The following is a 22360-nucleotide window of genomic DNA, read 5'->3' as shown; positions in this document are numbered from 1 at the left end:
ACATCAATTACTGCAATACTTCGCGCCGATAAATAATTCTGTCATTACCCCGGCTGGAGCCGAAAATGGCCTCACCTTGCAGGTTGCCGTCATTGGCACTCGTGGGGTCAGACAACCATAGCGGCTGCGACGGCTGTTTTGCCAAATCGACCTTGTAGGGAATGCGCACCGAGATATCCGGCTTGTCAAAGTGGAACAGGATCTCCCCATCTTTCGCCAGTGCAGCATCCCCACCCGGTGCCGAACTGCCCAACCCCAACTTTATCTTGCGACCCGCCCCCAGATTCAGCTCGCGAGTCGTCGCATCAAAGGTGTGACTCGGATTGAGGAAAATGAACCCCTGATTGGCCAAAGAGAGCTGGGTACATTTATCTTCCTTGTTATCTTCCTTGTTTTGCAGCCAGTTGCCCGCTTCGTAATATTGCATCTGCAGTGGAATGGCCAGCGGCGCCGAGGCCAGGCCCGCCGCCGTACCAACCTGCAGGCGGCCGTACAACAGCTTTTGAGTACCCAGCAGCACCGCATTACACCCCGATCCGGAACATGTCCCAGCGACAGCAGTATTCATATTTGGATTAGCCAACAGTGTATTGCCGCCATCCTTATCATCGACTTTGAGACCAAAGCTCAACGTGGCGAAAGGTGCTTCTGGACTCGCTGCACGATCAAAGCGGGTATTCAGCCCCAAAGGTGACTGCTGATTAACGCTCGCAATACCACTTGCCCAGCTGAGCGAGGGAGATAGTGTAATACGCTTGTCACGCGCAACCCCATCCAGAGCATTGGCAGCCACCATCTCAGCAACCCCTTTAGCGAACGCCCCCTTATAGTTTTCTGTCGTCCCTTTCTGCAGATTGCGTGCAGTGAGGACAAAACCGCTGGCAAAGGGCTGGCTCATATATGTAAAGGCATTGCAGGCAGGCGTGATAAAACCATTACTCAAACTGTAATCCCAGGGTACGAAGCGTCCCACCGGCAGGCTGCTGGCGGGAGGGATGGTATAGCCGAAATAGCCCGTAGATACAGTGCTTCCTTCTGGCGGCTTTGCCGCCGGTGGCGTCGCCGTCATCCGGAACACTCCCACCTCGCTCACGGTCTGGCTAACGTTATTGGCACTGTTGGCCGCAGCCACATGGCTATAGGCGGTAGTACCCAGCGTTGCATTGGTGCCCGGATTGGGTGCCACCAGCGTACTGCCCAGAGCAATATTGGGCAGGGCAAAGTTGGGCGTAGTCTGATTCCCTACGCAGATATCCCCATCATTGGCGGATTCCCAGGCCATCGCCTTGATATCTACCTGGAACGTTTCCCCCGCTTTTTTGAATACCGGGCAGCTGCTATCACCTGCCGCACAGACCCCTTGCGGGGGCGTAATGCACAAACCGACCGGGCGCGCCACAAACGTGTCGGACCCCGTCATCACCAGACCCGCCGTCTCACCACTGCCATTATGACTGGCTGAAAGCTGCATCTGACCCGCATCCGGGTAGGTCACTTTTTTCAAGGTCGCCTTACCCTGATTATCGAAAGTCAGGTTAAGGGTGGTTGGCGTTGGAGAAGGAACACTGGCGGCATAGGTAGCGATGGCATTGCCATCGATGGCGATCTTGCTACCAAAGCTATTGGTATTTGGATTGTTGTACGTTCCCCAAAAGCCGACAGACCTCACGCCGGTAAATCCGGGCACACATTGCTTGGTAATATCGTCTTTTTTGACCGCACTGATAGTCACATCCTGAGGCTGGTTGGAATAAGTATCAGGCACATCAAAGAAGAAGCCGCTATCGGCAAAGTTCAGGGTACAGGCTGCCGCACTGGGCGTACCGGCCCCAGCCTTGCACAAGGTGGAACTGAATGGCTTGGTCGTTGGAGTCGAACCGGAAACGCCTATGGTCACCGCGGTCGGCGTATTGTTGCGCAACTGCACCGTGGTCGAACCGCCGCTAAAGGTCACCGTATTGCCGCCAATCCAACCATTGCTGGCAGAAGTAGGGGTAAGACTCAGGGTTGCAGTAACCGGGTCTGTGATAAGCGTGGTACATGCTGCATCGGCGCACGCCTTGACCGTCACTGTCTCGGGATTGCAAGTCAGTGGCTGACCGGAGTGATCAAGTTGGAAATGATCAATCTGCACCCCGATCGGGTTGGAGCGCAGTGCGCAGATCTGGATATCATCCAGCTCATGGTTATTATTGGCGCCTCCGGTTGACCCTGTAAGCGACAGCAAAAAATCTGCAGGAACCTGCTCCTGCCCAGCGCTCGCCATCGCATCGAATGGCGCAACCAGGGTACTAAATCCGGAGCCAGTATTTCTATCTAGCGAGACCATGGAGCGGCCAGCCACACGTGAATCAATCCTTAACCGATATAGATGGCCGGGCTGGGCCGAAGAAGTACCACGTACATCGACTCGGGGGCTAAGATTGGCCGTCGTACCCGCCAAATAGCGATAGCTGGAACCAACCCCCCCTCTTATGGCAATGGCCTGCGCACGAGCACCGGGGCCACCCACTTTGCCCTCATTGGGGTTGGAAAAGTTTCCATATTCATCAAGCCCTACACCAAGCCAGCCACCGGCAAAACCGGGAGTACCGTTGTCACGCTGCGCATATCCCAATGCGCCACCAAAACTGCCGGGTTGAGGTGTAACGGTCGCATCGGAAAGAATCACCGCCAAGCCATCCCCTCCTGTTCCGGTTTGAGGTGACCAAGCGTAATAGCGGAAAGTAACTTCAACCAAGTTGCTAGCTGCGGGAAATAAACGCTGATAAGTCGCGGAGGTGGCCTGGTTACCGATATTGCGGGTCATCCGTAAACGACCACTCTGAATAGACGGTAACTCACTGTTATTTCTCTGAGATACAACCCAGTTATCACCCAACCCGGTTCTCGAGAAATCATCATTAAAGCAAGTAAGAGAGGGAGCGAAAGCTTGGTCATTAATAGCGCTATTACTCGCCATTGTCAGGGAACGGCTGGTAGTACGGCCGTTAATGACGGAGGTATTGTTCAACACCAGCGTCTGATCGGAATAAACATACCCATTCAATAAGGTATCGTTGTTCAGGGTGATATCCTGATATCCAAATAGCAGCAGAGAACCCGTACCGGAACGATTCAATACAGCACCGTTGAGCTGGGTTGCCTGTTTCACAAAAATCCTCACTTCTCCCTGAATTTCAATCTCGGCCCCCTGATTAAGGGTCAACTGATCGATCCAGTAGTCTCCACTAGGCAAAATCAGCTTGGCACCACTGCCAGCCTCTATCTTCTGGATCCGATATTCGGTGCGAGCTGAGGAGAAGGTCACGGTGCAACTGCTATACAAAGAGAGGCTGGAGAACTGATACTGACTTGCACTGCCTAAACTGATAGCCTGCCCTGCACTACAGAAAGGGACTCCGCCACTACTACCATTCCCAGCTAAAAATGCGTTACCCCCACTAGTGGATAGACCCTGAATCGTATCGGGTGTAATCGTACATAGTCTTCTACTGCCATTGCTGTTATCACAGCTATCAACAGGCATTCCCGCATTTTGGTTGGAATAACAGAAATTTAGGGTTCGCCCCTCTGTGCCGGTTATCTTGGCGCTGCCATTCATGGTGAGAGTGGAGTAGTTATTTCCCCACCACCCACACCAGCCATTACTCGTGCCACCATGGCCTTGTACAACAGCAGGAAACGTTGTCCCATTATTGATAGTTTGAAAGGCCCCTGCTGCGCCACTAAATAGCCACACGGCTGCGACGATCCATAAATTGCGCATCAGGGAGTTCCTCCATCATAAGCTTCGACCATCAGGGTTCGGCTCACGGCAAAATCCGGGTTGGCACTGTTAAGGTCCGAGCTGCCGCAGGTTCCGACACTCTCGAGCCGGTAGCCCGTGCTGCTCTGGTTGTTATAGGTCACCGGTATCTCCTGGCAACTGACCTCCACCTTGCAGTCTACCAAGCCAGGATTGCTAAACTGACGCCCCCCCTCCTGCACCAAGCTGCATCGATCCGAAGGTGGCGCGGTCGGTCGGTTGGGAAAAAGCTGATACAGGGCAATCTCCAGCCCGCTCTGGGCGGCCAGCAGGGCACGCACGCTGCGCACCTCCACGGTATTTTTCTCGCCGCTATCGACCAGAAAACGCCCCATGGCAGCCGCCAGCAGCGCCATCACCACAATCACAAACAGGGCGATCATCAAGGCACTGCCTCGCATCCGTCCGAAAGCCTGTGGATCAGGGCACATTGAACACCTCTATCTTGTGGTTGAAGGTGACCGACTCCCCCTTGCGCTCGAACACAAAGCGCATGCCAAATTCCCCTTCGGCGTTAAACGCCGAGGTTTCCCGATAGAAGGTGCCAATACGAAGGGAATCCGCCATCAACACGCCCTGTGCAGGTAAGGATGCTCCAATGGGGGCTGTGGCACGGGTCAGCGTGTTTCCTTCCACACAGTAGCGAACCTGCTGGTTGGCAAAGTAGACCCGGCTGCCTGGAGAGAGTCCCGTCAGACTCTCGGCACTGGTATAGCGGATGGTTTGCGCTCCGGATACGGGCGTCAGCACATCCGTAACCTTGGCTACGCAGCGGCCATAATCGCAGCCTGCCGTAAGCGAACCGACATTTTTGTCCGGCACGGGGAATACTATCAGCTGATCGTCTTTTTTAACGGCGGTGGCATCCACATCCAGCGGATTGGCAGCAGAAGCCGGGGTCGCCATCACCAGCTCAAGGGTGGCCGTGCTCCCCGACATGGCGCGGTTAAGTGCCAGATAGCGGCTCGAGGTGCTGATGGGCCAGAACCGCAAACAGGCACCGGTGTCGTCCCATGTCCCGCCAGTCGTCTCGATCCGCTCCGATCCCGGCACCGCATCGCGCAGTTCGCGGTTAAGCCGCTCCATGGCGAATCGGGCATCGCTCATCAGCTGCTCACGGCTGCTGGCATCGCCATAAATCTGGGTGCCGATACCGATAAACTGGCTGGTAAAGGTCGCCATTATCCCGAGCAGCAGGATAACCATCACCAGCTCGACCAGGGTAAAGCCACGATTACCCTGAGGTTTACGGTAGGTTCGATTAGCAGCCAGGCGTAATCGGACGTCGGAAGTAGCAGCAGGAGCAGACATTCGGACAGACAAACAGGAGCGTTCCATCAGTAGTTCCCCCGATAGAAGGAGAAGTCGAGCACACTCCCATCCGGCAGCTTCACCTGCAACAGAACTCGCTTGCCGATAGACTCTGCCTTAAGACCCGGGCTGCCAAACAGGTCATCCGGCGTCACGGCGATCCTGACCTGGTAGTTGCGATACTCATCGCTTGCGACCTTGGAATCGGCTTGAGTAAAGAATGCCGCCTCAATCCAGTCACTGTTCAAGCAGTTAACCTCAGCCCATCCCTTGGCACAAATGACGCTGGTCTGATAATCATCCACATCATTAAAGGTATAGGGCTCCCGTTCACCACCATCCGGGCCATACTGGCTGGGCTGCCAACCCGCAATCGCCGGAGCAGGAGGATTCTGGGTACAGGTCACACCGACAGGGCAACTGCAATCCCCATAAAATTGGCCATTGAAGGTCTCGCCACAACGATAACGACCACCGTTATGATCCGAATGTTCATCAAACGACTTTTGCAAGATCTCGCCGGAGAGGCGCTGGGCCAGCTGGGCGGCGCGTACCTGCTGCACCGGGTCTACCGCCTGCGGCGCCTGATTGATAAGCAACCCCAAAATGCCAGTCAAGGCCACCGCCAGCAGCACTATGCCAACGATCAGCTCAATCAGGGTGAAACCACGCTTAAGGGATCTCATGGATATATCCCTCTGACTCAATCTGGATACGGCTGGTTTCGCGACCATCACTCACCAGCAAGGTACAACCGGTGACGCAGCTGCCTAGCGGTCTGCCCATCGGATCGAAGCGCAGCACGAAGTTGTTGCTGTTATTGAGGGAGATAGACATACCGGCAGAGGGCGTAACCAGCCGACCACGGGTCTCCAACTGGGGAGTCCAGCCACTATTGGTATCCAGATCATCGCTGGCGGGACACGCAGCATAAGTACGGTGGGCAAAACGGGGAGAGGCAACCACCAGCTGGGTACAGCGGTTGGCTGGCTCATGCATATTGACGGTCTGCACCAGCCGCAGGCGGGTCAGCAACTCGTCACGTACGGTTTGAGTTTCAAAGCCGCCTTTGCCCAGCCATTTGGGCACGGCAAAGGCGGCCAGAATCCCGAGTAACAGGATCACCAGTACCAGTTCAATCAGGGTAAAGCCCTTGGTTGCAGGCATGGGATTTCTCATCAGGGAAAAGAGAAAGCGAGGCCGAAGCCTCGCTTTCATGGCAATTACGAACAGTTAGCACCGCTCAGAGATACAGAGAATGTAGCCCCTGCAACAGAAGGCGCTGTGTATATAACTTGGCAACTATTGTTCTGATTAGACTTATAGATACCATCATTATTTTGTGCCCAACCACCATCAACAGTAATGGTTTTACCGATACCCGCATCATCAGCAGTAGGGTAACCAAATTTAGTGGTTACTCGTTCGGTACCAACAGCCACTGAAGAAGCGCCGCTTGTCTCAGTCCCATCAATAGCTGAACGACTATATACCAATTGAGCTCCACTTTTGATTGCAGCAGCAACACCCTGTGCTGCAGCCTCATTTGCATCATTCTGCAGATTCAGGAACTTGGGTGCAGCGGTAACCGCCAGAATACCCAGAATAATGATCACGATAACCAGTTCGATCAGGGTAAAACCCGCCTGTTTTTTCATTTCACTTTCCTCTGTCAGTTAATATTGGTGGTTACCTGACCGGACGCCGGACGGTAACTGAAACTCATAAATGCATCAGTCTTGCCTTGCGGATCCTGATACTTGCCATCACTGCCCTTACTCAAACTATTGACCAAATAGTAACGGCAGACCGAATCCAGTCCATTACTGCTCACTGTGGCATAGTATTTCAGGTCATTGCCGCTACCGCGTACTTCATTGAAGTTGGCCGTAGCCTTGGGCGGGTTTTGCAGTAACCCCTCCCAAATATTGAGACAACGTTCGGCGGTCAGATTAGCCGGATCCACATCGGGATTACCGCTGGCAACGGTATCCATGGGATAGCCGGGCGACAGCTCGCCGTTAGTGATCTGGGTATCGGTCGGGGTGGTCAGATAGAAGCGACTACCGTCATAGAGCACAGTATTGAGGCTGTCCTGTTTGGCGCGACCTTCCGCCTCCCATTGCGCCCGCACCAGTGAAACGCCGGTAGCAAAACCGCCAGAGACCCCTTCCACGCTGGCCTTTTTCGCTTCGTCAGTCACATCGAGAAAGCGCGGCAGTGCAGTCACCGCCAAGATCCCCAGGATCACGATAACGATCACCAGCTCAATGAGGGAAAAGCCGGCAGACCGTCTTCTCATCCCGTTTTCCGGCATTGTTGGTGCCATTGGTTTCATTGTCATGCTCCCTCCGTAATGCCCCACATTATTTCATGCAGGCCCAAAAAAATCATGTAGTTGGGTCATATGATTAGTTTCATTCAAGGCTTTTTCATCACCCGCCCGTCAGAAAACTGATAAACCAGCCAATAACCATCCCACCCCATCTCGCAACCACTGCCATCGGGGAGGGCCAGAACCTGCAGGGGAGGCACGCCCCCCTTCGTCTCACCCATCAGTGCCAGCCACAACTGACGGCAATTTTCCGAAGGAGATTGCAGCGGCACCAGCCCCAGGGGCCACCCTCGGGCATCAAACTGCCACCCCTTGCCGGCGACATGCAGTGTCTGCGGGCGCCGCTCATCGAGCCAAATGCCGTGCAAACGCTGTGCCCGCTCGGCAAATTGCTCCCCCAGCAAGGTGAGAGTGAGCTGCTGCGCCTCTTCCCGGTGGCCCTGATAGCTACGCACCAGGGTCGCCACAATCACCATCAGCAGGATGATCACGGCGATCCGCCGATATCCGGTCAGCCAGCGATCATCCTGCTGCGTCTGTCTGCTCATCCAGCCCTCGACTCCACCGATCACTTGCCTCTTACGGCTCGCATCATGTCCCACCACTCAAGCGTGAAGATGCCGAGTTACTTGCCGCGAACTGCGCGCATCATGTCCCACATAGGCGTGAAGATACCCAGCGCCAGGATCAACACCATTACTGCCACGATCCCGATCAGGATCGGCTCGATGCGGGCGGTGAGACTCTTGAGGTCATAATCCACCTCGCGCTCGTAATACTCGGCCGCTTCGTGCAGCAGGTCATCGACCTGACCGGTCTCCTCACCCACGGCGATCATCTGCATCACCAGCGGGGTGAACAGGCCGCTGCTGCTGGCAGTGCGAAGCAGGCTCTCGCCCCGCTCGATACCGGCGCGCATATCCCGCACTCGCCCCGCCATCCAGGCGTTATCCACCGCATCGGCCACCAGGGTCAGCGCCGTGTTCAGCGGCACCCCGGCCTTGAGCATCATGGAAAAACTGCGGGCAAAACGGGCCAGCAGGGAGCGCTCTATGATGGTGCCGACGATCGGCAACTTGAGCTGCCAGCGGTGCCAGGTCAGCTTGCCCTTGGTGGTGGCGACCCAGCGGCGCCAACCGAACACCATCCCAGCCAGAATGGCGAGCAGCAGCCACCAATAGTTGACAAAAAAGTGCGAGGTGGCGAGCAGAATGCGGGTAGCCAGCGGCAATTCCACCCCGAATTTGGCGAACATGCCGGCAAATACCGGGATCACCATGATATTGAGGATCACCATGGCGATACCGATGGCGATCATCACGAAGCTGGGGTAGCGCATGGCGGTCTTGATCCGCTTGCGGGTCTCCAGCTCCAGCTCGAAATAGTTGGCGAGCTGCAAAAAGGACTCTTCCAGCTGACCTGTGTTCTCACCCACATGGATGATGGCGACAAACAGGCTGCTGAATACCTTGGGGTGCGCCTGCATCGAGCTCGACAGCGGGCGACCGTTGCCAAGATCTTCCCCCAGCGAGTGAAGCGCCCGCTTGAGCGGCTTGCTGTGGGTACTCTCCTCCAACCCGGCGATGGCACGCAGGATCGGGATCCCGGCCCGGGTCAGGGCATACATCTGGCGGCTGAAGATCACCAGCTCGTCCAGCTTGACACCCCCTTCCAGCAACAGTGACCAGTCGATAGCGGCGGACTTGGCCTTGCCCGGTTTGAGTTCGGTGGGCATCACCCCGCGGCGCATCAGCTGCTCGGCGGCCGCCATCTCGTTGGCCGCTTCTACCACGCCACTGATGGCGTTGCCCTGGCTGTCACGCCCCTTGTAGGCAAAGTTAGCCATCGCTTACCCCAAATCCTCGGCCAGTCGCAGCACCTCATCCACCGAGGTGATCCCCTGACGGGCATAATCGAGGGCAGTGAGGGCCAGCGGCCGGTAGTGTTCATGTTGCCGGGCCGCTTTGGCGAACCCTTCCGCATCGTTGCGGCGCAGGGCATCCATCATCGGCTGATCCAGCTCCAGCAGCTCGTAGACCCCGATCCGGCCGGAATAACCGGTAAAGTTGCAGCTCTGGCAACCCCGGCCCTTGTGATAGATGTGCTGGCCAGGCGCTTCGCCGGAGAGCACGGTCAGCCAGGTCGTCTGTCCTTCATCCGGCACCTTCTCCTCGACGCAGTGTTCGCAGATCCGTCTCACCAGTCGCTGGGCGACAACCGCACGCAGGGCACTGGCCACCAGATAGCCCGGAGCCCCCATATCGATCAGGCGCAGGGCACTGGTCACCGCATCGTTGGTATGCAAGGTAGTCAACACCAGGTGACCGGTGATGGCGCCGCGCAGGCCGATCTCCACCGTCTCGTTGTCGCGCATCTCGCCTACCAGCAGGATGTCCGGGTCCTGACGCAAGGTAGAACGCAGCACGTGGGAGAAGGTGAGACCAATCTTGGGGTTGACCTGCACCTGGCTGATGCGAGGCAAACGGTACTCCACCGGGTCTTCAACCGTGATAATCTTCTGGCTCGCCTGATTGAGCTCGGAGAGCGCGCCATAGAGGGTCGTAGTCTTGCCGCTACCAGTTGGCCCCGTTACCAGGATCATGCCGTGTGGCCGTTTGAGCTGACGGCGGAAACGGGTCAGGATATCGGGCGGCATCCCAGTTTCGGTCAGCGAGAGGATGCCCGAGGATTGATCCAGCAGACGCATCACCACCGACTCGCCATACTGTACCGGCATGGTGGACATCCGCACATCCACATCACGGCCGCGCACCTTCATGTTGAAACGGCCATCCTGCGGCAAGCGCTTCTCGGAGATATCGAGCCCCGCCACCAGCTTGAGACGCAGCACCAGCGCTTGGGCGATACGCACCTCGTTGAGGATATTCTCGTGGAGGATGCCGTCGATCCGCTGGCGAATGCGCAGCACCTTCTCGTCCGGCTCGATATGAATATCCGAAGCGCCAACCTGCACCGCGTCTTCAAACAGGGAGCGCAGCAGCTTGGCCACCGTCGCCTCCCCCTCATCATTAGCTCCCAGATTGCTGGAGCCCAGCTCGAAGCCGGAGTCCTGATACTCCTCCTGCAGCTGTTCGGCGAAACTCTCGATTTCGCGGGTACGGCGGTAGAGCCGGTCGAAATACTCCAGCAGCTGCCCTTCTCGGGCAACCGCCAGCACCATGATGCGCGGGCTGAGCAGAGCAGCGATGGCATCCAGTGCACTCAGATCGGCCGGGTCCGACATGGCCACCGTCACCCGATCGTCGGTGAGATTGACCGCCAGCGCCCGGTAACGGCGCGCCTGTACCTCGGGCAACAGCGGCACGGCGGCAGCATCTATGGTGAGGTTGTTGAGATCGAAGAAGGGCACATCCAGCTGACGGGCGAGGAATTGCAGCAGCTGCACCTCGCTGATGAAACCGAGATCAATGAGGGTGGTGCCCAGCTTGCGGCCGGTCTGACGCTGCTGCTGCAGCGCGAGCTGCAGCTGATCATCGGAGATGATCTGTTCCTGTACCAGCAGGTCGCCGAGGCGCATTTTCAGTCTGGGTTGTGCCATTGCTACTCCGATTCCTGTTGTTATCTTCCCCCTTGCTCCATCTGATCCGGTGATCGTCAGGGAGCAAGCTGGGCAATCCGTTGTTCCAGCCAGTTGGTGGATGCTTCGCCCAGGTTGCCGTGCAGCTGGGCATTGCGATAGGCATCGAGGGCACGCTGGCTGTGGCCCTGACCATCCTCGGCCACACCGAGCCCAAGCCACCAGCGCCCCTGATCAGGCTGCTGACGCAGCAGCTTCACATAGAGATTGGCCGCCTCGACATTCTGTCCCAGCTCCTGTGCCAGTCCAGCCCAGGTGGCGTAATAGTCCAGATTGCTGGCGAGATCGGGCTGATAACCAGCCAACCAGCCCAGCGCCTGCTGCTGCAACCCCTCGCTAATGGCAAGACGGGCCAGTAGCAGGCGAAAATCGGCCTGTTGCGGATCGAGCCGGATCCCCTCCTCCAGCAGCTGACGCGCCTCGGTCAGGCGGCCCTCGCCGTAGAGCAGCCCCGCCAGCTGCTCGCGCGCCCCCTGATTGTAGGGATCGTGGGCCAGCACCTGATAGTAGTTGTCCTGCGCATCCCGCAGGCTTCCCTTGGCCATGGCGGTTGTCGCCTTGCGCTCAGCCAGTGCCGCCAGCTCCTTGGCCGACAGCTCGACCGTCTCGATCTTCAATACGCTCGGTTTGCGCGGTGCGTTGACAGCTGCCTGCTGCTCTGCCGCCAGTTCGGCGTAAAGCTCAGGCTGCAGCTCTTCATCGGTCGGCTCGGACTCGTCAACATCGCTGGAGGCATCAAAGGGCGCACCGTCGGCCACGTCGGCCGAGTCACTCTCGCCTGCCTCATCATTCACCTCGTCCTGACTTGGCAGCGGCAGCGCAGCCGCCACCTCGACCGGCTCGAGCTGGCTGACTGGCGCGGCGGCCCTTGCCACCACATCGGGGGCGATCACTTCGCTGGCAGCCATCACGGTATGGGTCTGCTGCCAGTAGATCCAGGTTCGCCAACCAAGGATCCCCAGTGCCAGACCGCAGATCAGGGTCAACAGCAACATCCACCATCCCTGCTGGCGCGCAGGGGCAATATAGACGGCGGCACCTTCGGATCCTTGCTGGCGCCGGTCCAGATCTTTCAGCATCTGGTTGATGACACTCATGGCCAGACTCCATAAGCCAGGGCGCACCCCAGCAACAGTAACAGGGGCCACCAGCGCCGTGGCGCAAAGCGGCGGGCATCGTCGGTATCGCGAATGGCGAGCCGTACCAGACGGCTATCGATCTGGCGCACACCCTGACCATAGGCCAGCATCAGGCACTTCTGCGCCAAGATATTGATCAGTCTCGGGATCCCTCGCGATGCGCGCCACAACAGACGCATGGCTCGACCTGCAAACAGCGGTGCCCCGCGGTAACCGGAGACCTGCAATCTGTGCTCCAAATAAGCGCGAGTCTCATCAAAACGCAGCGGCCGCAGGCAGTAGGAGAAGCCAATCCGCTGGCGCAGTTGGCGCAGATGCGGCTTGGCCAGTCTGGCATCCAGCTCCGGCTGGCCGAACAGCACGATCTGCAGCAGCTTGCTCGATTCGGTCTCAAGATTGCCAAACAGGCGGATCGCCTCCAGCGTCTCGTCCGGCAGCGCTTGCGCCTCGTCGATCAGCACCACCACCCGACTGCCCTGCTGGTGCAGACTGATCAGGTGACGATGGATGCGATCGGTCAGATCCAGTTCGCTCTGATCCCGTACCGCCAACCCCAGCTCCAGCGCCAGCGCGATGCGCAGCTCGGCCGGAGTGAGGTGGGGATTGGGCAACCAGGCAAGCCGCACCGGACGCGATTCCGAGCCCAGTTCGCTGAGCAACTTGCGGCAGAGCAGGGTCTTGCCGGTACCCACCTCGCCGGTCACCTTGATAAAGCCCTCCCCCTGCGCCAGCGCCCAGTTCAGCACCTGCAGCGCCTCTTCGTGAGGCGGCAGGCCGTAGTAGAAGCCGGTATTGGGAGTGAGGCTGAACGGTGCCTCCTGCAGGCCGAAGTGGATCAGGTACATGAGACCTCACCTGCCACTGCAAGCAAGCAGCCAGTGCAGTCAAGGCAGCACAGGCCGTTCGGGATAAGGGTGACAGCATCTGGTGTCATGGGTCAGCCCTTGGCCGGATACCACTTGTCGAGCAGCTCGGAGGAGCGTTGCAGCTCGTTTTGCCAGGTATCTTTCTCCACCACGGTCGGTTTGAGCATGATCACCAGCTCCACCTTCTTGGTGCTCTCGCGGCGGTTGGTAAAGGCTTCACCCACCCAGGGAATATCCCCCAGCAACGGCACCTTGCTGACGATCTCCTGCTTGTCGGTCTTCATCAGGCCGCCGATAACGATGATGTCACCGTTATTGGCCTGCACCACGGTATCGGATTCGCGTATCGAGCTCTTGGCGAGCGGCAGTTGCAACTTACCGCCCGAGGTACCCATGTCAATCACCTTGTTTTGCTCTTCGGTATCGATAACCGAGGGATGGATGTGCAGCAGCACCTTGCCCTCTTCATCGATCTGCGGCGTTACGTCCAGCGCAATTCCGGAGAAGAAGGGGGTCAGCTCCACGTTAGGCGTCTTGTCTGTGCCCGTCGAGGTAGTGGTAATGGTGGTGGACGCATTGGTGACGTAATACTCATCCGTCCCCACCTTGATCACCGCCTTCTGGTTGTTGGTCGCGGTGACACGGGGACTGGATAGGGTATTCACATCGCCCTGGGTCTTGAGCAGGTTGACCGCCACATTGAAGTTGCCATCAGAGATCTTGAAACCGGCGCCGCCGCCCAGCGCACTGAAGATCTGGTTGGGGGTGCTGGGCAGCTGAGTATTGGCAAGCGACTGGCCACCGGTAATCCCCTTGTTGCCATCCCAACTGGCGGAGAGACCGCTCCAGTCGACCCCCTGTTCATACCCTTCGTTGAGGGCAACTTCGATGATCCGCGCCTCCAGCACCACCTGCCGCTTGAGGTGACTCTCGGACTGGGTCAGGAATTCACGCACCGCCTTGAGCTCTTTCGGGTAGGCGCGAATGGTGACCAGACCTGCCTGCGGGCTGGTGATCACGGCGCGACCGTCACCCGTGCCAATCAGGGTCTGCAGGGAGTCGCGCAGATCGGTCCAGTAGTCGCTGTTGGTGTCGGTTTCGATACGGGTGCCGTTGTTGTTGTCACCGCTCGAGTTGTTGCTGGTTGAGCTGTTGCTGCCGCTGTTGTTGTTCGATGCACTGTCAAAACTGCTGTCGCTGCTGTTATTGCTGTCATTGGCCGTCACCCCGCCTGTGCTGACCGAGGTGCGGGAGAGGCCACGACGGGACATCATCAGATAGTTGACCGGGATGGTTTCGGTGCGCAGGCCCGCCGGATAGATATGGAAGACATTGCCCTTGCGCTGCACGTCGAAGCCGTACATGTCGCCCACCACCGCCAGCACCTCTGGCAGAGTCACATCCTTGAGCTCGACGGAGACCAGCCCGGCCACCCCGGGGTGAACCGCCACGCTGTAGCGGGAGCCCTTGAACAGGGAACCGAAAAACTCCACCGCCTCCACATCGTGAGCCGCGATACGCAGCCGCTTCTCCGGCATGCCGACCGGCATCTGCGGCCGGTTCAGCTGCAGTAATTCACTTTGCACCGATTTGGGCAAGGCGGTCAGAGGGGCAGCCTGTTTCTGCTGTTCGTTCATGGCCTGTTTGAGAGCATCCTTGGCCTGGGTCGGCTCGGGGTGCTGATACGTGGTACAGCCTGCAGCCATCATGGCCACGGAGATCAGACAGAGACGGTGTTTTTTCATGTAATTAGAGCACCCTGACTTGCAATTAAACTCGATAAAGCCGATTCACCTCTCGAGAGGCAAGCACGACTCAAACCCGGATCTTGCTGGCAAACAGTGTTACCGCATGGCGTTTTCCCGCCTTTTCCAGCACCACGGCATCGGCATTGATGGCCACCAGCGTATAGCCGTCCACCTGTTGTCCGACCCGATAACTCTTGCCATTGAGTACCGCCAGTGCCGGGCCATTGCCCAGCACCACACTCTGCAGCTTCGGCAAACCGGCACTGCTCTCGCCGGTCGCACGGGCGCCAACCGCCACATCCGCCAGCGGCGCGGTGGGATCCTGCAATACCTCGACCTGCTCCGCCTGTGCCAGCAAGCTGAACAGGCAACAGCACAACGCAAACACTCTAGCCACGGATAAACTCCTTGCTGGTACTCAGGGTGTAGATCTCCATCTCCACCACCGCGCCGGGATAGGCTTTGACCTGATAGTCGAACTGCTTCCAGTAGAAGTGACGCGGCAAGGCTTCCAGCGCTTTAAGATATTGATACACATCGAAATAGCCGCCTTCAAGCTGAAGCCGGATACCATGCTTGTAGAGATTGACCTTCTGCTCTCCCGCCATCAGCGGGGTCGGCTCCAGCGAACTGAGCGCCAGCATGTGAAGGTTGGCGGAGCGGGAGAGCAGCGCCTCCAGCACCAGCGGCATCTCGTGCGCCGGGATCAGATCGACGGTCTGGGCCTTCAGCTCACCATCGATCCGGGCCAGATCAGCTTCGACCTGTGCCAGCTGATCGCGAACCCCCTGATTGGGATCCCGCTTGAGCCGGGCCTGTTTACCGAGGTTTTCCAGCTCCATGATCTCGAGGTCGCGCTCGGCGGCGCTCAGGGCCATACGATCCTGCTGCAGACGGGTATCGGCGCCATCGAGCCAGCCGTAGAGTCCGGCCGCCCCCAGCAGCACCAGACCGGTCAGCAGGATCAACACCCGCTCCCGCTGGCTCAACACGGCGATACGCTGGCCCCATGTCTGCCATTGTGCTTTCAGGTTCATCAGGGTTTCTCCCGCGCAATACCGCTCAACTGGAAGGTCAGACGGCCCTCCTTATCTCGGCCGAGGGTCAGTTCACCAAACTCCTTGCCCACCAGACTCGGGGTCTGCTTGAAGCGGTTGACCCAGGCCGGTACATCCTGACTGCGTCCGGCAAAGCCGGAGAGGTTGATCCGCCCTTCGTTGATCTCGATGCGCTGCAACGAGAGGTTGCTGTTGCGAATGCGGGAGAGATCCGCCATCACGCTGGCATAGCCCTGGGATTTTTGCAGGGTCAGGCTGCCCAATTGGCGCATCAGCCCCTGCTTGGCTGTCAGCTCATCCTGCGTGTTGACCAGTTGCTGTTGCAGCCGGGGATCCGCCTGATGGCGCGCCAACTCGGCATCGAGCCGCTGCGCCTCGCTGCGCTTGAGTTCCAGCTCGGCAGAGCGCTGCGCCAGCGCCCGGCTGACCTGCTGCTGCTGCCAGCTGTAACCGACACCCGTCAACAGGATCAGCAGCAGCGCAAAGCCCCATACCAGCGCCATCTGATTGAGGCTGGCCCACTGCCGCTTGGGGCGAAACTCGGCGCCATAGAGGTTTATCTGACGTTTCATCACGCATCCTCCCCGATGGCGGCTGCGTAGGCCGAGAGGTACTCAACGCCGGCCAGCACCGCCTTGTTGGCCATGGCGGAGACGGCAAAGCCGAAGGTCTGCTCCATGTGGCGCACCAGGGTACCGATAAAAGGCGAGGCGACGGCGAACTGCATCTGCCCCAACTCGGGCAATTTCAGCTGGCCCGCCAGATAGTCGAGGGAGCGCTGGATCTCCAGCGCCAGCGAATCGAGCAACATACTGTCCGGTTCATGTTCGCCAGTCAGGCTGGTAAAACCGCGCAGCTGGCGAGAGAAGCAGAGCCCGCCCTGATGGAAGACCAGCAGTTGCAGATCCTGCCCCTTGGGCTGCCATAGCAGCATGCGCACCGTCTCGTCAGCGTCATAGAGAGAGGTCAGCGCCAATTCGTCGCTGATGATGGATTGCAGGGTCGCGATGCCGTTGATGGCATCGGCCAGCTGTTGCACCCGGCTCTTGGGCAGGCAAATCACATTGATGCGAGGGCGACCGGCCGGCGGGGTGGGCAAGTCCACATAATCCATCGCCAGTTGCAGCACGGGTTCGCTGACATAATCCTTGATGGCCCAGGGAAGCGCCCCCGCCATCTCGGCGTCAGGCACGGCAGGCTTGTCGATCTGGATCTGTTGATAAAGGCTGGCGGCGAGGGCCACCCGCACCGTAGACTTGGCCAGCCCATGACGGCTGAACAACTCGTTCATGGCCACAGCCCACTCCTGTGGGCCGTTGATGGTGCGCGTCGCGAAGACGGGGGGATTGCCCACCGCAGCCAGCATGATCCTGTCATTGGCCAGCAAGAGCCCGACCTGGCGGCTTGGCGTCGACCGTCTGAACAGTTGTTTCATGTAAGCCCGCCCATCAATATTGATTAAATGTATGAAATATTAACATAAACAGCAGATTAGCCTCCATATAAAAGACGGACTCACCATTGCAAGCCAGCCTTTCCGCCGAGTCAGAGGGTCAAGCCATCCTCCCTTCCCCCCTACAACGCCTCCACCATCCGTTGCTGACCCGCTATGGCGTCGAGCTGTGGTGCAAGCGGGATGATCTGATCCATCCGGCCATCTCCGGCAACAAGTGGCGCAAGCTCAAGTACCACCTGCTGCATGCCAAAGAGCACGGCAAACGGCACCTGCTCTCGTTTGGCGGCGCCTACTCCAATCATATCCACGCGCTGGCGGCTGCGGGGTGCCAATCTGGTCTTCGTACTACCGGTATCATACGGGGCGAGTATGACGCCGTCAGTAACTCTACCCTACGGGATGCCCGGCGCTGGGGCATGGATCTCGTTTTTGTCGACCGCCAGAGTTACCGGCGACGGCAGGATCCCGACTGGCTGGCCCAATTCGATGCACCCGATACCCTGATCGTGCCGGAAGGGGGCAGTAGCCCGCTGGCCATCCCCGGCGTGGCGGAACTGGTCGGCGAAGTGCCCTTCTCGCCGGATCTCTGGGTACTGCCCTGCGCCAGCGGCGGCACTCTGGCGGGCCTGATCGCTGGCAAACGGGATCGGGAGCAGATCCTCGCCATTGCGGTACTGAAAGGAGGCGGCTTTATCGCTGACGAGGTGTGTCGCCTCCATCCCGCGGCTGCCAATATCCCCGGCTGGCGCATCGCGCTCGATCACCACGATGGTGGCTACGCCAAATTCAGTCCGGCCCTCTGGCAGTGGGTGCAGGATTTCAGTGCCAAAACCGACCTGCCCCTTGAACCCATCTACAGCGGCAAGGCAATGTGGGGGCTGTTTCGCGAACTGGCGGCGGGCCGCATCGCCACCGGCAGCAAAATCGTCTTTATCCACACCGGCGGTATGCAAGGGCTCGCCGGGCTGCGGGAGCAGGGCCGACTGTGAGCCCCGCCTGACAACAACCGCAAACAGCATCGCAAACAACAGAGGGTCGCCCCAAGGCGACCCTCTGTTGTTTATCTCAATCACCAGCCGGTTCCAGCACCAGCCGCTGGGGCTCGGCAAACCAGGGCCCCTGCCCGGCATGCACCCCGAGGTGGCGCAGCATCTTCCACTCGTCGCCACTCTCCACCCCCACCGCCAGCACCCGGGTGCGGGTATTGGCGCAGCCCCCCACCAGACTGCGCACCGCCATCTGGTTGACCTGACGGGCATGGATCTCCCGCACCAGACTGGGGTGCAGCTTGAGGAAGTTGATCTCGAACTCCTTGATGTACTGGGTGCTCACCACATCCTGACCGGCATGATCGATGGCCAGCTGGCAGCCCAGCATCCGCAGGGAGCGCAGCGGCCGCTTGAGCGCCTCGAAGTGGCGGGTCACCTGGGATTCGGAAAGTTGCAGGATCAACCGCTCGTTGGTGCTGCGCGGCAGCTGGAACAGGGCGAAGAAGAGCCAGCGCTGGAACTCGCGGTTGAGCAGGCTCTGGGCACTGAGAGTAAGGCTGATGGGACAGCTCTGCTCGGAGCGCTGGCGCAGCAGGGCTAGGGTCTGCTCCGCCACCAGCCGATCCAGTTGCAGCAACAAGCCCACCTTCTCCGCCATCGGCATGAAGATCCCCGCCTGCAAAGCCCGTCCCTGCTCGTCGTGCAGATAGGTGAGCAGCTCCTGCTGCAACACCACCTGCCCCCGATCCTGCTGGATCGGCTGAGTGTAAAATTCGATGCCGTGCTCTTCGAGACGGCGGCTGATCAGGGTTCGCCAGCGTACCGTACCCTTACTGCTCTGCTCCTCATCCAGCTGCTTCTCGTAGAGGAACCAGCCGTTGTGCCCCTGCAGCCGGGCACTCTTGAGGGCCAGCTCCGCCTCCTCCTGCACCTTGAGCAGGCTGTCTTCGGCCTGATAGCAGACGGCGCCAAGATAGACCGCCGTGTCGGGGTTGACCTCCTGCGGCCAGTGCAGCCGTTGCAGGCTCTTGAGCAGCTGGCTGGCGCTATCCACCATCTCGCTCTCGGACATATTGGGCAGCAACACCGCAAAAACCTGACCGGCATAGCGGGCCTGCAGGGCGCCGTTATGCTTGCGCACGAAGGCACCTATGGTAGCGCTCGCCTCCATCATCAAATCATGCCCCAGCAACTCGAACTGATCGGCCTCCAGTTCCTCCAGACAGGCGAGATCGATCAGCAGCACGCCGCCGCTCATCACGCTCGCCTCCATGATGGCGCTCTCCAGCCGGTTGTCGAAAAACAGCCGGTTGCCGATGCCGGTCATCTTGTCGACGAAAGCGTTGCTGCGAATGAAGTTGTCGAAGCGGCTGCGCTCCTTGCGGGCATCCGCCAGCTCGGCGAGCAGATGATCGAGGGCCTGACTGGCGGCCACCGGCCACTCTTCGGCGGGGTCATGACTCAGTTTGGAGAGTTTGTCATCGAGGATCAGCTGGGCGCGAATGCCCAGCAGCTCAGCCCCGCGCAACTGCTGGCGCAGCCAGCGGATGGAGTACCAGAGACCGAACACCACGATAAAGATGCCCAGCGAGATGCCGGACATCGCCTTGATGGAGTATTCCGCCTCCTTGAAGGGGCGCTCCAGTTTGAAGTTGGCCTGCATGCCGGTCTGATGGGGCAGCGGGTGGCTGTATGGCACCAGCAGCTGTTCATCGACCGGATTGCGCACATCGCGGAACCAGTAGACCCGCTGGTTATTCTGGCGCACCTCCAGCTCAACCACATGGGCAGCCCGCAACAGAGTGGGCAGCCAGTGGCTCATATCCTCCATGTCGTGAGCTACATCGAGCTGCTTGTCGATCACCTCGACCAGTGCATCGACCTTCTTTTGCTGCAACTCCATGCCCAGCTCGCGAAAGCTGAACACCCCGCCAATCAGCACAGTCGCCATGGCTGCGATCACGCAAAGGGTGATAAATGAGACAAGCTGTGTAGTGAGTTTCATGCGCCTTTCCGTATGCCCGGCATCATCCATGTCGCCTCATGGTAGCAGCGGCGATCGGGCCACAGCTATGGATGAAGATCCCGCTTCTGCAATTTAAGCGGGCAAGCATAACCCAAAGCAGAGGGAGAACACCAAGGATGACGGGCTACAGACGCGGGAAAGGGCGGGATGACAGACAGAAAAATGGTCCCTCAAAGGGGACCAAAAGGAACACTCATATCAAAACTAACACTCTGTGCTACTGACAAAAAACAGATACAGGAGTATTGAACACACGGTGAGTCAAACCGCAGGGCTACTCTAATGCAGTTCGGATAAGCTGAGCAATTGTCATTTATGACAGGTCAGCGATTGAATCTAGCCAAAGTTAATAATAAACACATTTAAAATCATGCAGTTAAAAAATCAATCAACAAGTGTGACAACTCGGACTCAAATTGATTGCACTAATGCTCTATGATGGCTAAGTCCATTTGTGTCTCATGAAACTGGCAGGTACTTCCTTTGCGTAAATCACCCGTCTGGATCGCTCTGTTGCTGTTCGTCCTGCCTGTCGTGGGCAGCCAGTTTCTCGGCCTGTGGTTTGCCAAGCCGATGGCCTTTCATCTGCTGGAAGAGAAGGTTGTCGAGCTCAAGGGAGCCATGGCCGTACGCCACCGGGAGCTGGATGCCGCCATCAACAACCAACTGGCACAATTTGAGTTCAACTGCGGCGCCAAAGACATGGAGCTGCTGCGTGATCCGCGCTTCTACAGCACTCATATCCGCCTGCAGGGGTTGGAGCTCGCCTCCGGCAACAGCTGCTCCAGCCTGGGGGTGGGGATCCCGCTGCTCAAGGAGGCCCAGAACAATGGGCAGACGCTCGGTAAACAGGGGATCACCGCCACCGTAGCCAAATTCAATACCGAACAGGAGGTGGTGGCCTACTACCAATCCGGCGGCAACCTCGCCTACTGGGTGCTGGATAACAGCTGGAGCCACGACCTGCTGCAATACCCCTGCTCCAACTGCTTCTATCTGGAGTTAAGCGGACAGGATAACGGTACAAGCACAGTCCACTTTCCCCGTGGCGACAAAGAGATCAAACAGGAAGAGAGCAATCTCAGCCTCAGTTTCTTCGATCCCAATGAACTCACCAAAAAGACTGTCTGGGCGGGAAAAGCGCTGGAGCAATATGCCCATGACCAACTCAATCACTACGGTCTCTGGTTCGGTATCGCGCTCGGTGCCCTGCTAAGCGTCACATACTGGCTGCTGCGCAGCTATCGGCGCTCCCTCAAGGGACTACTGCAAACAGGGTTGATACGCAGGGAATTTATTCCCTTCTACCAGCCGATAGTGGATGCCCGTACCCACCAAGTGGTGGGATTCGAGGCGCTGCTGCGCTGGCAGCGGGGAAACGAGCTGATCCCCCCGGGCACCTTTATCGAATATGCAGAGGAGCAAGGACTGATCCTGCCAATGACCGAACAGTTGCTGGAGCAGGTGATCACCGACCTGCCGCAGCTGGCGCCAGAGCAGTGGGTCAGCGTCAATCTGGTGGCGGCCCATATCGAGCAGCCCCTGCTGCGCACCCTGCTCGCTCACAGCCAAAACCCCTCCCCCACCCGGCTCACCTTCGAGCTGACGGAGCGCAAGCCGATCCTCGACATCAAGGCTGCCACCGAGGAGATCACCCTGCTGCAACAGATGGGGTATTACTTCAAGCTGGATGATTTCGGTACCGGCTACGGCGGCTTTGCCTACCTGCAGAGCCTGGGGATCCGCCAGATCAAGATCGACAAGATGTTCGTCGATACCATAGGCACCAACGACCTCAAGCGCAGCGTACTGGATGCCATCATCGTCTTCGGTCGGGAATCGGGCATGGAGATGATCGCCGAAGGGGTCGAGAGCCAGCTGCAGGTCGACTATCTGAGCCAGCATGGCGTCTATCTGATCCAGGGCTACTTCTTCGGCAAACCCATGCCGCTGAAGATACTGACCCACTGGCAACGGGAGTGGCAGTTGCAACACCAGAAGGCCAGCTAACGCAGATATGGCAGGA

Annotated in this window: 20 protein-coding genes; 2 read left to right on the top strand and 18 right to left on the bottom strand. The window is 58.5% G+C overall.

The window, feature by feature from the left end; genetic code table 11:
• Positions 1–7: 7 nt before the first annotated feature.
• The 17 genes from A9G06_RS10550 to A9G06_RS10475 all read right to left on the bottom strand — a co-directional run bounded on the left by A9G06_RS10550 (position 8) and on the right by A9G06_RS10475 (position 17298).
• The gene (locus A9G06_RS10550; RefSeq protein ID WP_069555204.1) at positions 8–3769 is read right to left on the bottom strand and encodes a DUF6701 domain-containing protein; all 3762 of its coding nucleotides are present in this window, start codon (positions 3767–3769) and stop codon (positions 8–10) included.
• On the bottom strand, positions 3769–4191 hold the full coding sequence (locus A9G06_RS10545) for an MSHA biogenesis protein MshP (RefSeq protein WP_139126215.1): 423 nt from the start codon (positions 4189–4191) through the stop codon (positions 3769–3771). The genes A9G06_RS10550 and A9G06_RS10545 overlap by 1 nt, the downstream gene beginning before the upstream one ends.
• A gap of 37 nt (positions 4192–4228) precedes the next feature.
• On the bottom strand, positions 4229–5146 hold the full coding sequence (locus A9G06_RS10540; protein ID WP_171903387.1) for a type II secretion system protein: 918 nt from the start codon (positions 5144–5146) through the stop codon (positions 4229–4231).
• Positions 5146–5805: a type II secretion system protein gene (locus A9G06_RS10535; RefSeq protein WP_069555201.1), complete on the bottom strand. Its 660-nt coding sequence runs from the start codon at positions 5803–5805 to the stop codon at positions 5146–5148. The genes A9G06_RS10540 and A9G06_RS10535 overlap by 1 nt, the downstream gene beginning before the upstream one ends.
• Positions 5792–6286: a prepilin-type N-terminal cleavage/methylation domain-containing protein gene (locus tag A9G06_RS10530; RefSeq protein WP_069555200.1), complete on the bottom strand. Its 495-nt coding sequence runs from the start codon at positions 6284–6286 to the stop codon at positions 5792–5794. Before A9G06_RS10530 ends, A9G06_RS10535 begins: the two co-directional genes overlap by 14 nt.
• A 56-nt stretch (positions 6287–6342) precedes the next feature.
• Positions 6343–6777 (bottom strand): prepilin-type N-terminal cleavage/methylation domain-containing protein, encoded by a 435-nt coding sequence (locus A9G06_RS21480; protein WP_083243769.1) that lies wholly within the window; start codon positions 6775–6777, stop codon positions 6343–6345.
• A 14-nt stretch (positions 6778–6791) separates the two neighbouring features.
• Positions 6792–7463, bottom strand: a complete 672-nt coding sequence (locus A9G06_RS10525; RefSeq protein WP_069555199.1) for a prepilin-type N-terminal cleavage/methylation domain-containing protein — start codon at positions 7461–7463, stop codon at positions 6792–6794.
• Positions 7464–7540: 77 nt separating this feature from the next.
• Positions 7541–8002 carry a hypothetical protein gene (locus A9G06_RS10520; protein ID WP_069555198.1) on the bottom strand — a complete coding sequence of 154 codons (462 nt, stop codon included), beginning with the start codon at positions 8000–8002 and terminating at the stop codon, positions 7541–7543.
• A gap of 77 nt (positions 8003–8079) precedes the next feature.
• Positions 8080–9300, bottom strand: coding sequence for a type II secretion system F family protein (locus A9G06_RS10515; RefSeq protein WP_069555197.1), 1221 nt, complete (start codon positions 9298–9300; stop codon positions 8080–8082).
• Between the two features lie 3 nt (positions 9301–9303).
• Positions 9304–11013, bottom strand: coding sequence for an MSHA fimbrial ATPase MshE (gene mshE, locus A9G06_RS10510; protein ID WP_069555196.1), 1710 nt, complete (start codon positions 11011–11013; stop codon positions 9304–9306).
• Positions 11014–11069: 56 nt separating this feature from the next.
• Complete coding sequence (locus A9G06_RS10505) at positions 11070–12149, bottom strand: tetratricopeptide repeat protein (protein ID WP_069555195.1); 1080 nt, start codon at positions 12147–12149, stop codon at positions 11070–11072.
• Positions 12146–13036, bottom strand: coding sequence for an MSHA fimbrial biogenesis protein MshM (mshM, locus tag A9G06_RS10500; RefSeq protein WP_069555194.1), 891 nt, complete (start codon positions 13034–13036; stop codon positions 12146–12148). Before mshM ends, A9G06_RS10505 begins: the two co-directional genes overlap by 4 nt.
• A 92-nt stretch (positions 13037–13128) precedes the next feature.
• On the bottom strand, positions 13129–14802 hold the full coding sequence (gene mshL, locus A9G06_RS10495; protein WP_069555193.1) for a pilus (MSHA type) biogenesis protein MshL: 1674 nt from the start codon (positions 14800–14802) through the stop codon (positions 13129–13131).
• Positions 14803–14872: 70 nt separating this feature from the next.
• Positions 14873–15202: an MSHA biogenesis protein MshK gene (locus A9G06_RS10490; RefSeq protein WP_019446481.1), complete on the bottom strand. Its 330-nt coding sequence runs from the start codon at positions 15200–15202 to the stop codon at positions 14873–14875.
• Positions 15195–15842 (bottom strand): MSHA biogenesis protein MshJ, encoded by a 648-nt coding sequence (locus A9G06_RS10485; protein WP_069555192.1) that lies wholly within the window; start codon positions 15840–15842, stop codon positions 15195–15197. Before A9G06_RS10485 ends, A9G06_RS10490 begins: the two co-directional genes overlap by 8 nt.
• Complete coding sequence (locus A9G06_RS10480; RefSeq protein ID WP_069555191.1) at positions 15842–16435, bottom strand: PilN domain-containing protein; 594 nt, start codon at positions 16433–16435, stop codon at positions 15842–15844. Before A9G06_RS10480 ends, A9G06_RS10485 begins: the two co-directional genes overlap by 1 nt.
• Entirely contained in the window at positions 16435–17298 is an 864-nt protein-coding gene (locus tag A9G06_RS10475) for a hypothetical protein (RefSeq protein WP_005340015.1), read from the bottom strand. The genes A9G06_RS10480 and A9G06_RS10475 overlap by 1 nt, the downstream gene beginning before the upstream one ends.
• Positions 17299–17384: 86 nt before the next feature.
• On the opposite strand from A9G06_RS10475, the gene A9G06_RS10470 reads away from it, so the two are divergent.
• Positions 17385–18308, top strand: a complete 924-nt coding sequence (locus A9G06_RS10470; RefSeq protein ID WP_069555190.1) for a 1-aminocyclopropane-1-carboxylate deaminase/D-cysteine desulfhydrase — start codon at positions 17385–17387, stop codon at positions 18306–18308.
• Positions 18309–18384: 76 nt separating this feature from the next.
• Here the strand turns inward: A9G06_RS10470 and A9G06_RS10465 are convergent, their stop codons facing one another.
• Positions 18385–20313 (bottom strand): EAL domain-containing protein, encoded by a 1929-nt coding sequence (locus A9G06_RS10465; RefSeq protein ID WP_069555189.1) that lies wholly within the window; start codon positions 20311–20313, stop codon positions 18385–18387.
• 504 nt (positions 20314–20817) lie between these two features.
• Here A9G06_RS10465 and A9G06_RS10460 point away from each other — a divergent pair.
• Positions 20818–22344: an EAL domain-containing protein gene (locus tag A9G06_RS10460; protein WP_069555188.1), complete on the top strand. Its 1527-nt coding sequence runs from the start codon at positions 20818–20820 to the stop codon at positions 22342–22344.
• Positions 22345–22360: the final 16 nt, after the last annotated feature.

Origin of the sequence: Aeromonas sp. DNP9, from assembly GCF_001728955.1 — a bacterium.
Classification (GTDB): Bacteria; Pseudomonadota; Gammaproteobacteria; order Enterobacterales; family Aeromonadaceae; genus Aeromonas; species Aeromonas veronii.
This window is presented reverse-complemented; position numbering and strand designations above follow the sequence as displayed.

Bases quoted from the DNA above. Each gene is read 5' to 3' on its own strand.
- A9G06_RS10550 (WP_069555204.1), bottom strand. From the start codon at position 3,769: ATGCGCAATTTATGGATCGTCGCAGCCGTGTGGCTATTTAGTGGCGCA.
- A9G06_RS10545 (WP_139126215.1), bottom strand. From the start codon at position 4,191: ATGATCGCCCTGTTTGTGATTGTGGTGATGGCGCTGCTGGCGGCTGCC.
- A9G06_RS10540 (WP_171903387.1), bottom strand. From the start codon at position 5,146: ATGGAACGCTCCTGTTTGTCTGTCCGAATGTCTGCTCCTGCTGCTACT.
- A9G06_RS10535 (WP_069555201.1), bottom strand. From the start codon at position 5,805: ATGAGATCCCTTAAGCGTGGTTTCACCCTGATTGAGCTGATCGTTGGC.
- A9G06_RS10530 (WP_069555200.1), bottom strand. From the start codon at position 6,286: ATGCCTGCAACCAAGGGCTTTACCCTGATTGAACTGGTACTGGTGATC.
- A9G06_RS21480 (WP_083243769.1), bottom strand. From the start codon at position 6,777: ATGAAAAAACAGGCGGGTTTTACCCTGATCGAACTGGTTATCGTGATC.
- A9G06_RS10525 (WP_069555199.1), bottom strand. From the start codon at position 7,463: ATGACAATGAAACCAATGGCACCAACAATGCCGGAAAACGGGATGAGA.
- A9G06_RS10520 (WP_069555198.1), bottom strand. From the start codon at position 8,002: ATGAGCAGACAGACGCAGCAGGATGATCGCTGGCTGACCGGATATCGG.
- A9G06_RS10515 (WP_069555197.1), bottom strand. From the start codon at position 9,300: ATGGCTAACTTTGCCTACAAGGGGCGTGACAGCCAGGGCAACGCCATC.
- mshE (WP_069555196.1), bottom strand. From the start codon at position 11,013: ATGGCACAACCCAGACTGAAAATGCGCCTCGGCGACCTGCTGGTACAG.
- A9G06_RS10505 (WP_069555195.1), bottom strand. From the start codon at position 12,149: ATGAGTGTCATCAACCAGATGCTGAAAGATCTGGACCGGCGCCAGCAA.
- mshM (WP_069555194.1), bottom strand. From the start codon at position 13,036: ATGTACCTGATCCACTTCGGCCTGCAGGAGGCACCGTTCAGCCTCACT.
- mshL (WP_069555193.1), bottom strand. From the start codon at position 14,802: ATGAAAAAACACCGTCTCTGTCTGATCTCCGTGGCCATGATGGCTGCA.
- A9G06_RS10485 (WP_069555192.1), bottom strand. From the start codon at position 15,842: ATGAACCTGAAAGCACAATGGCAGACATGGGGCCAGCGTATCGCCGTG.
- A9G06_RS10480 (WP_069555191.1), bottom strand. From the start codon at position 16,435: ATGAAACGTCAGATAAACCTCTATGGCGCCGAGTTTCGCCCCAAGCGG.
- A9G06_RS10475 (WP_005340015.1), bottom strand. From the start codon at position 17,298: ATGAAACAACTGTTCAGACGGTCGACGCCAAGCCGCCAGGTCGGGCTC.
- A9G06_RS10465 (WP_069555189.1), bottom strand. From the start codon at position 20,313: ATGAAACTCACTACACAGCTTGTCTCATTTATCACCCTTTGCGTGATC.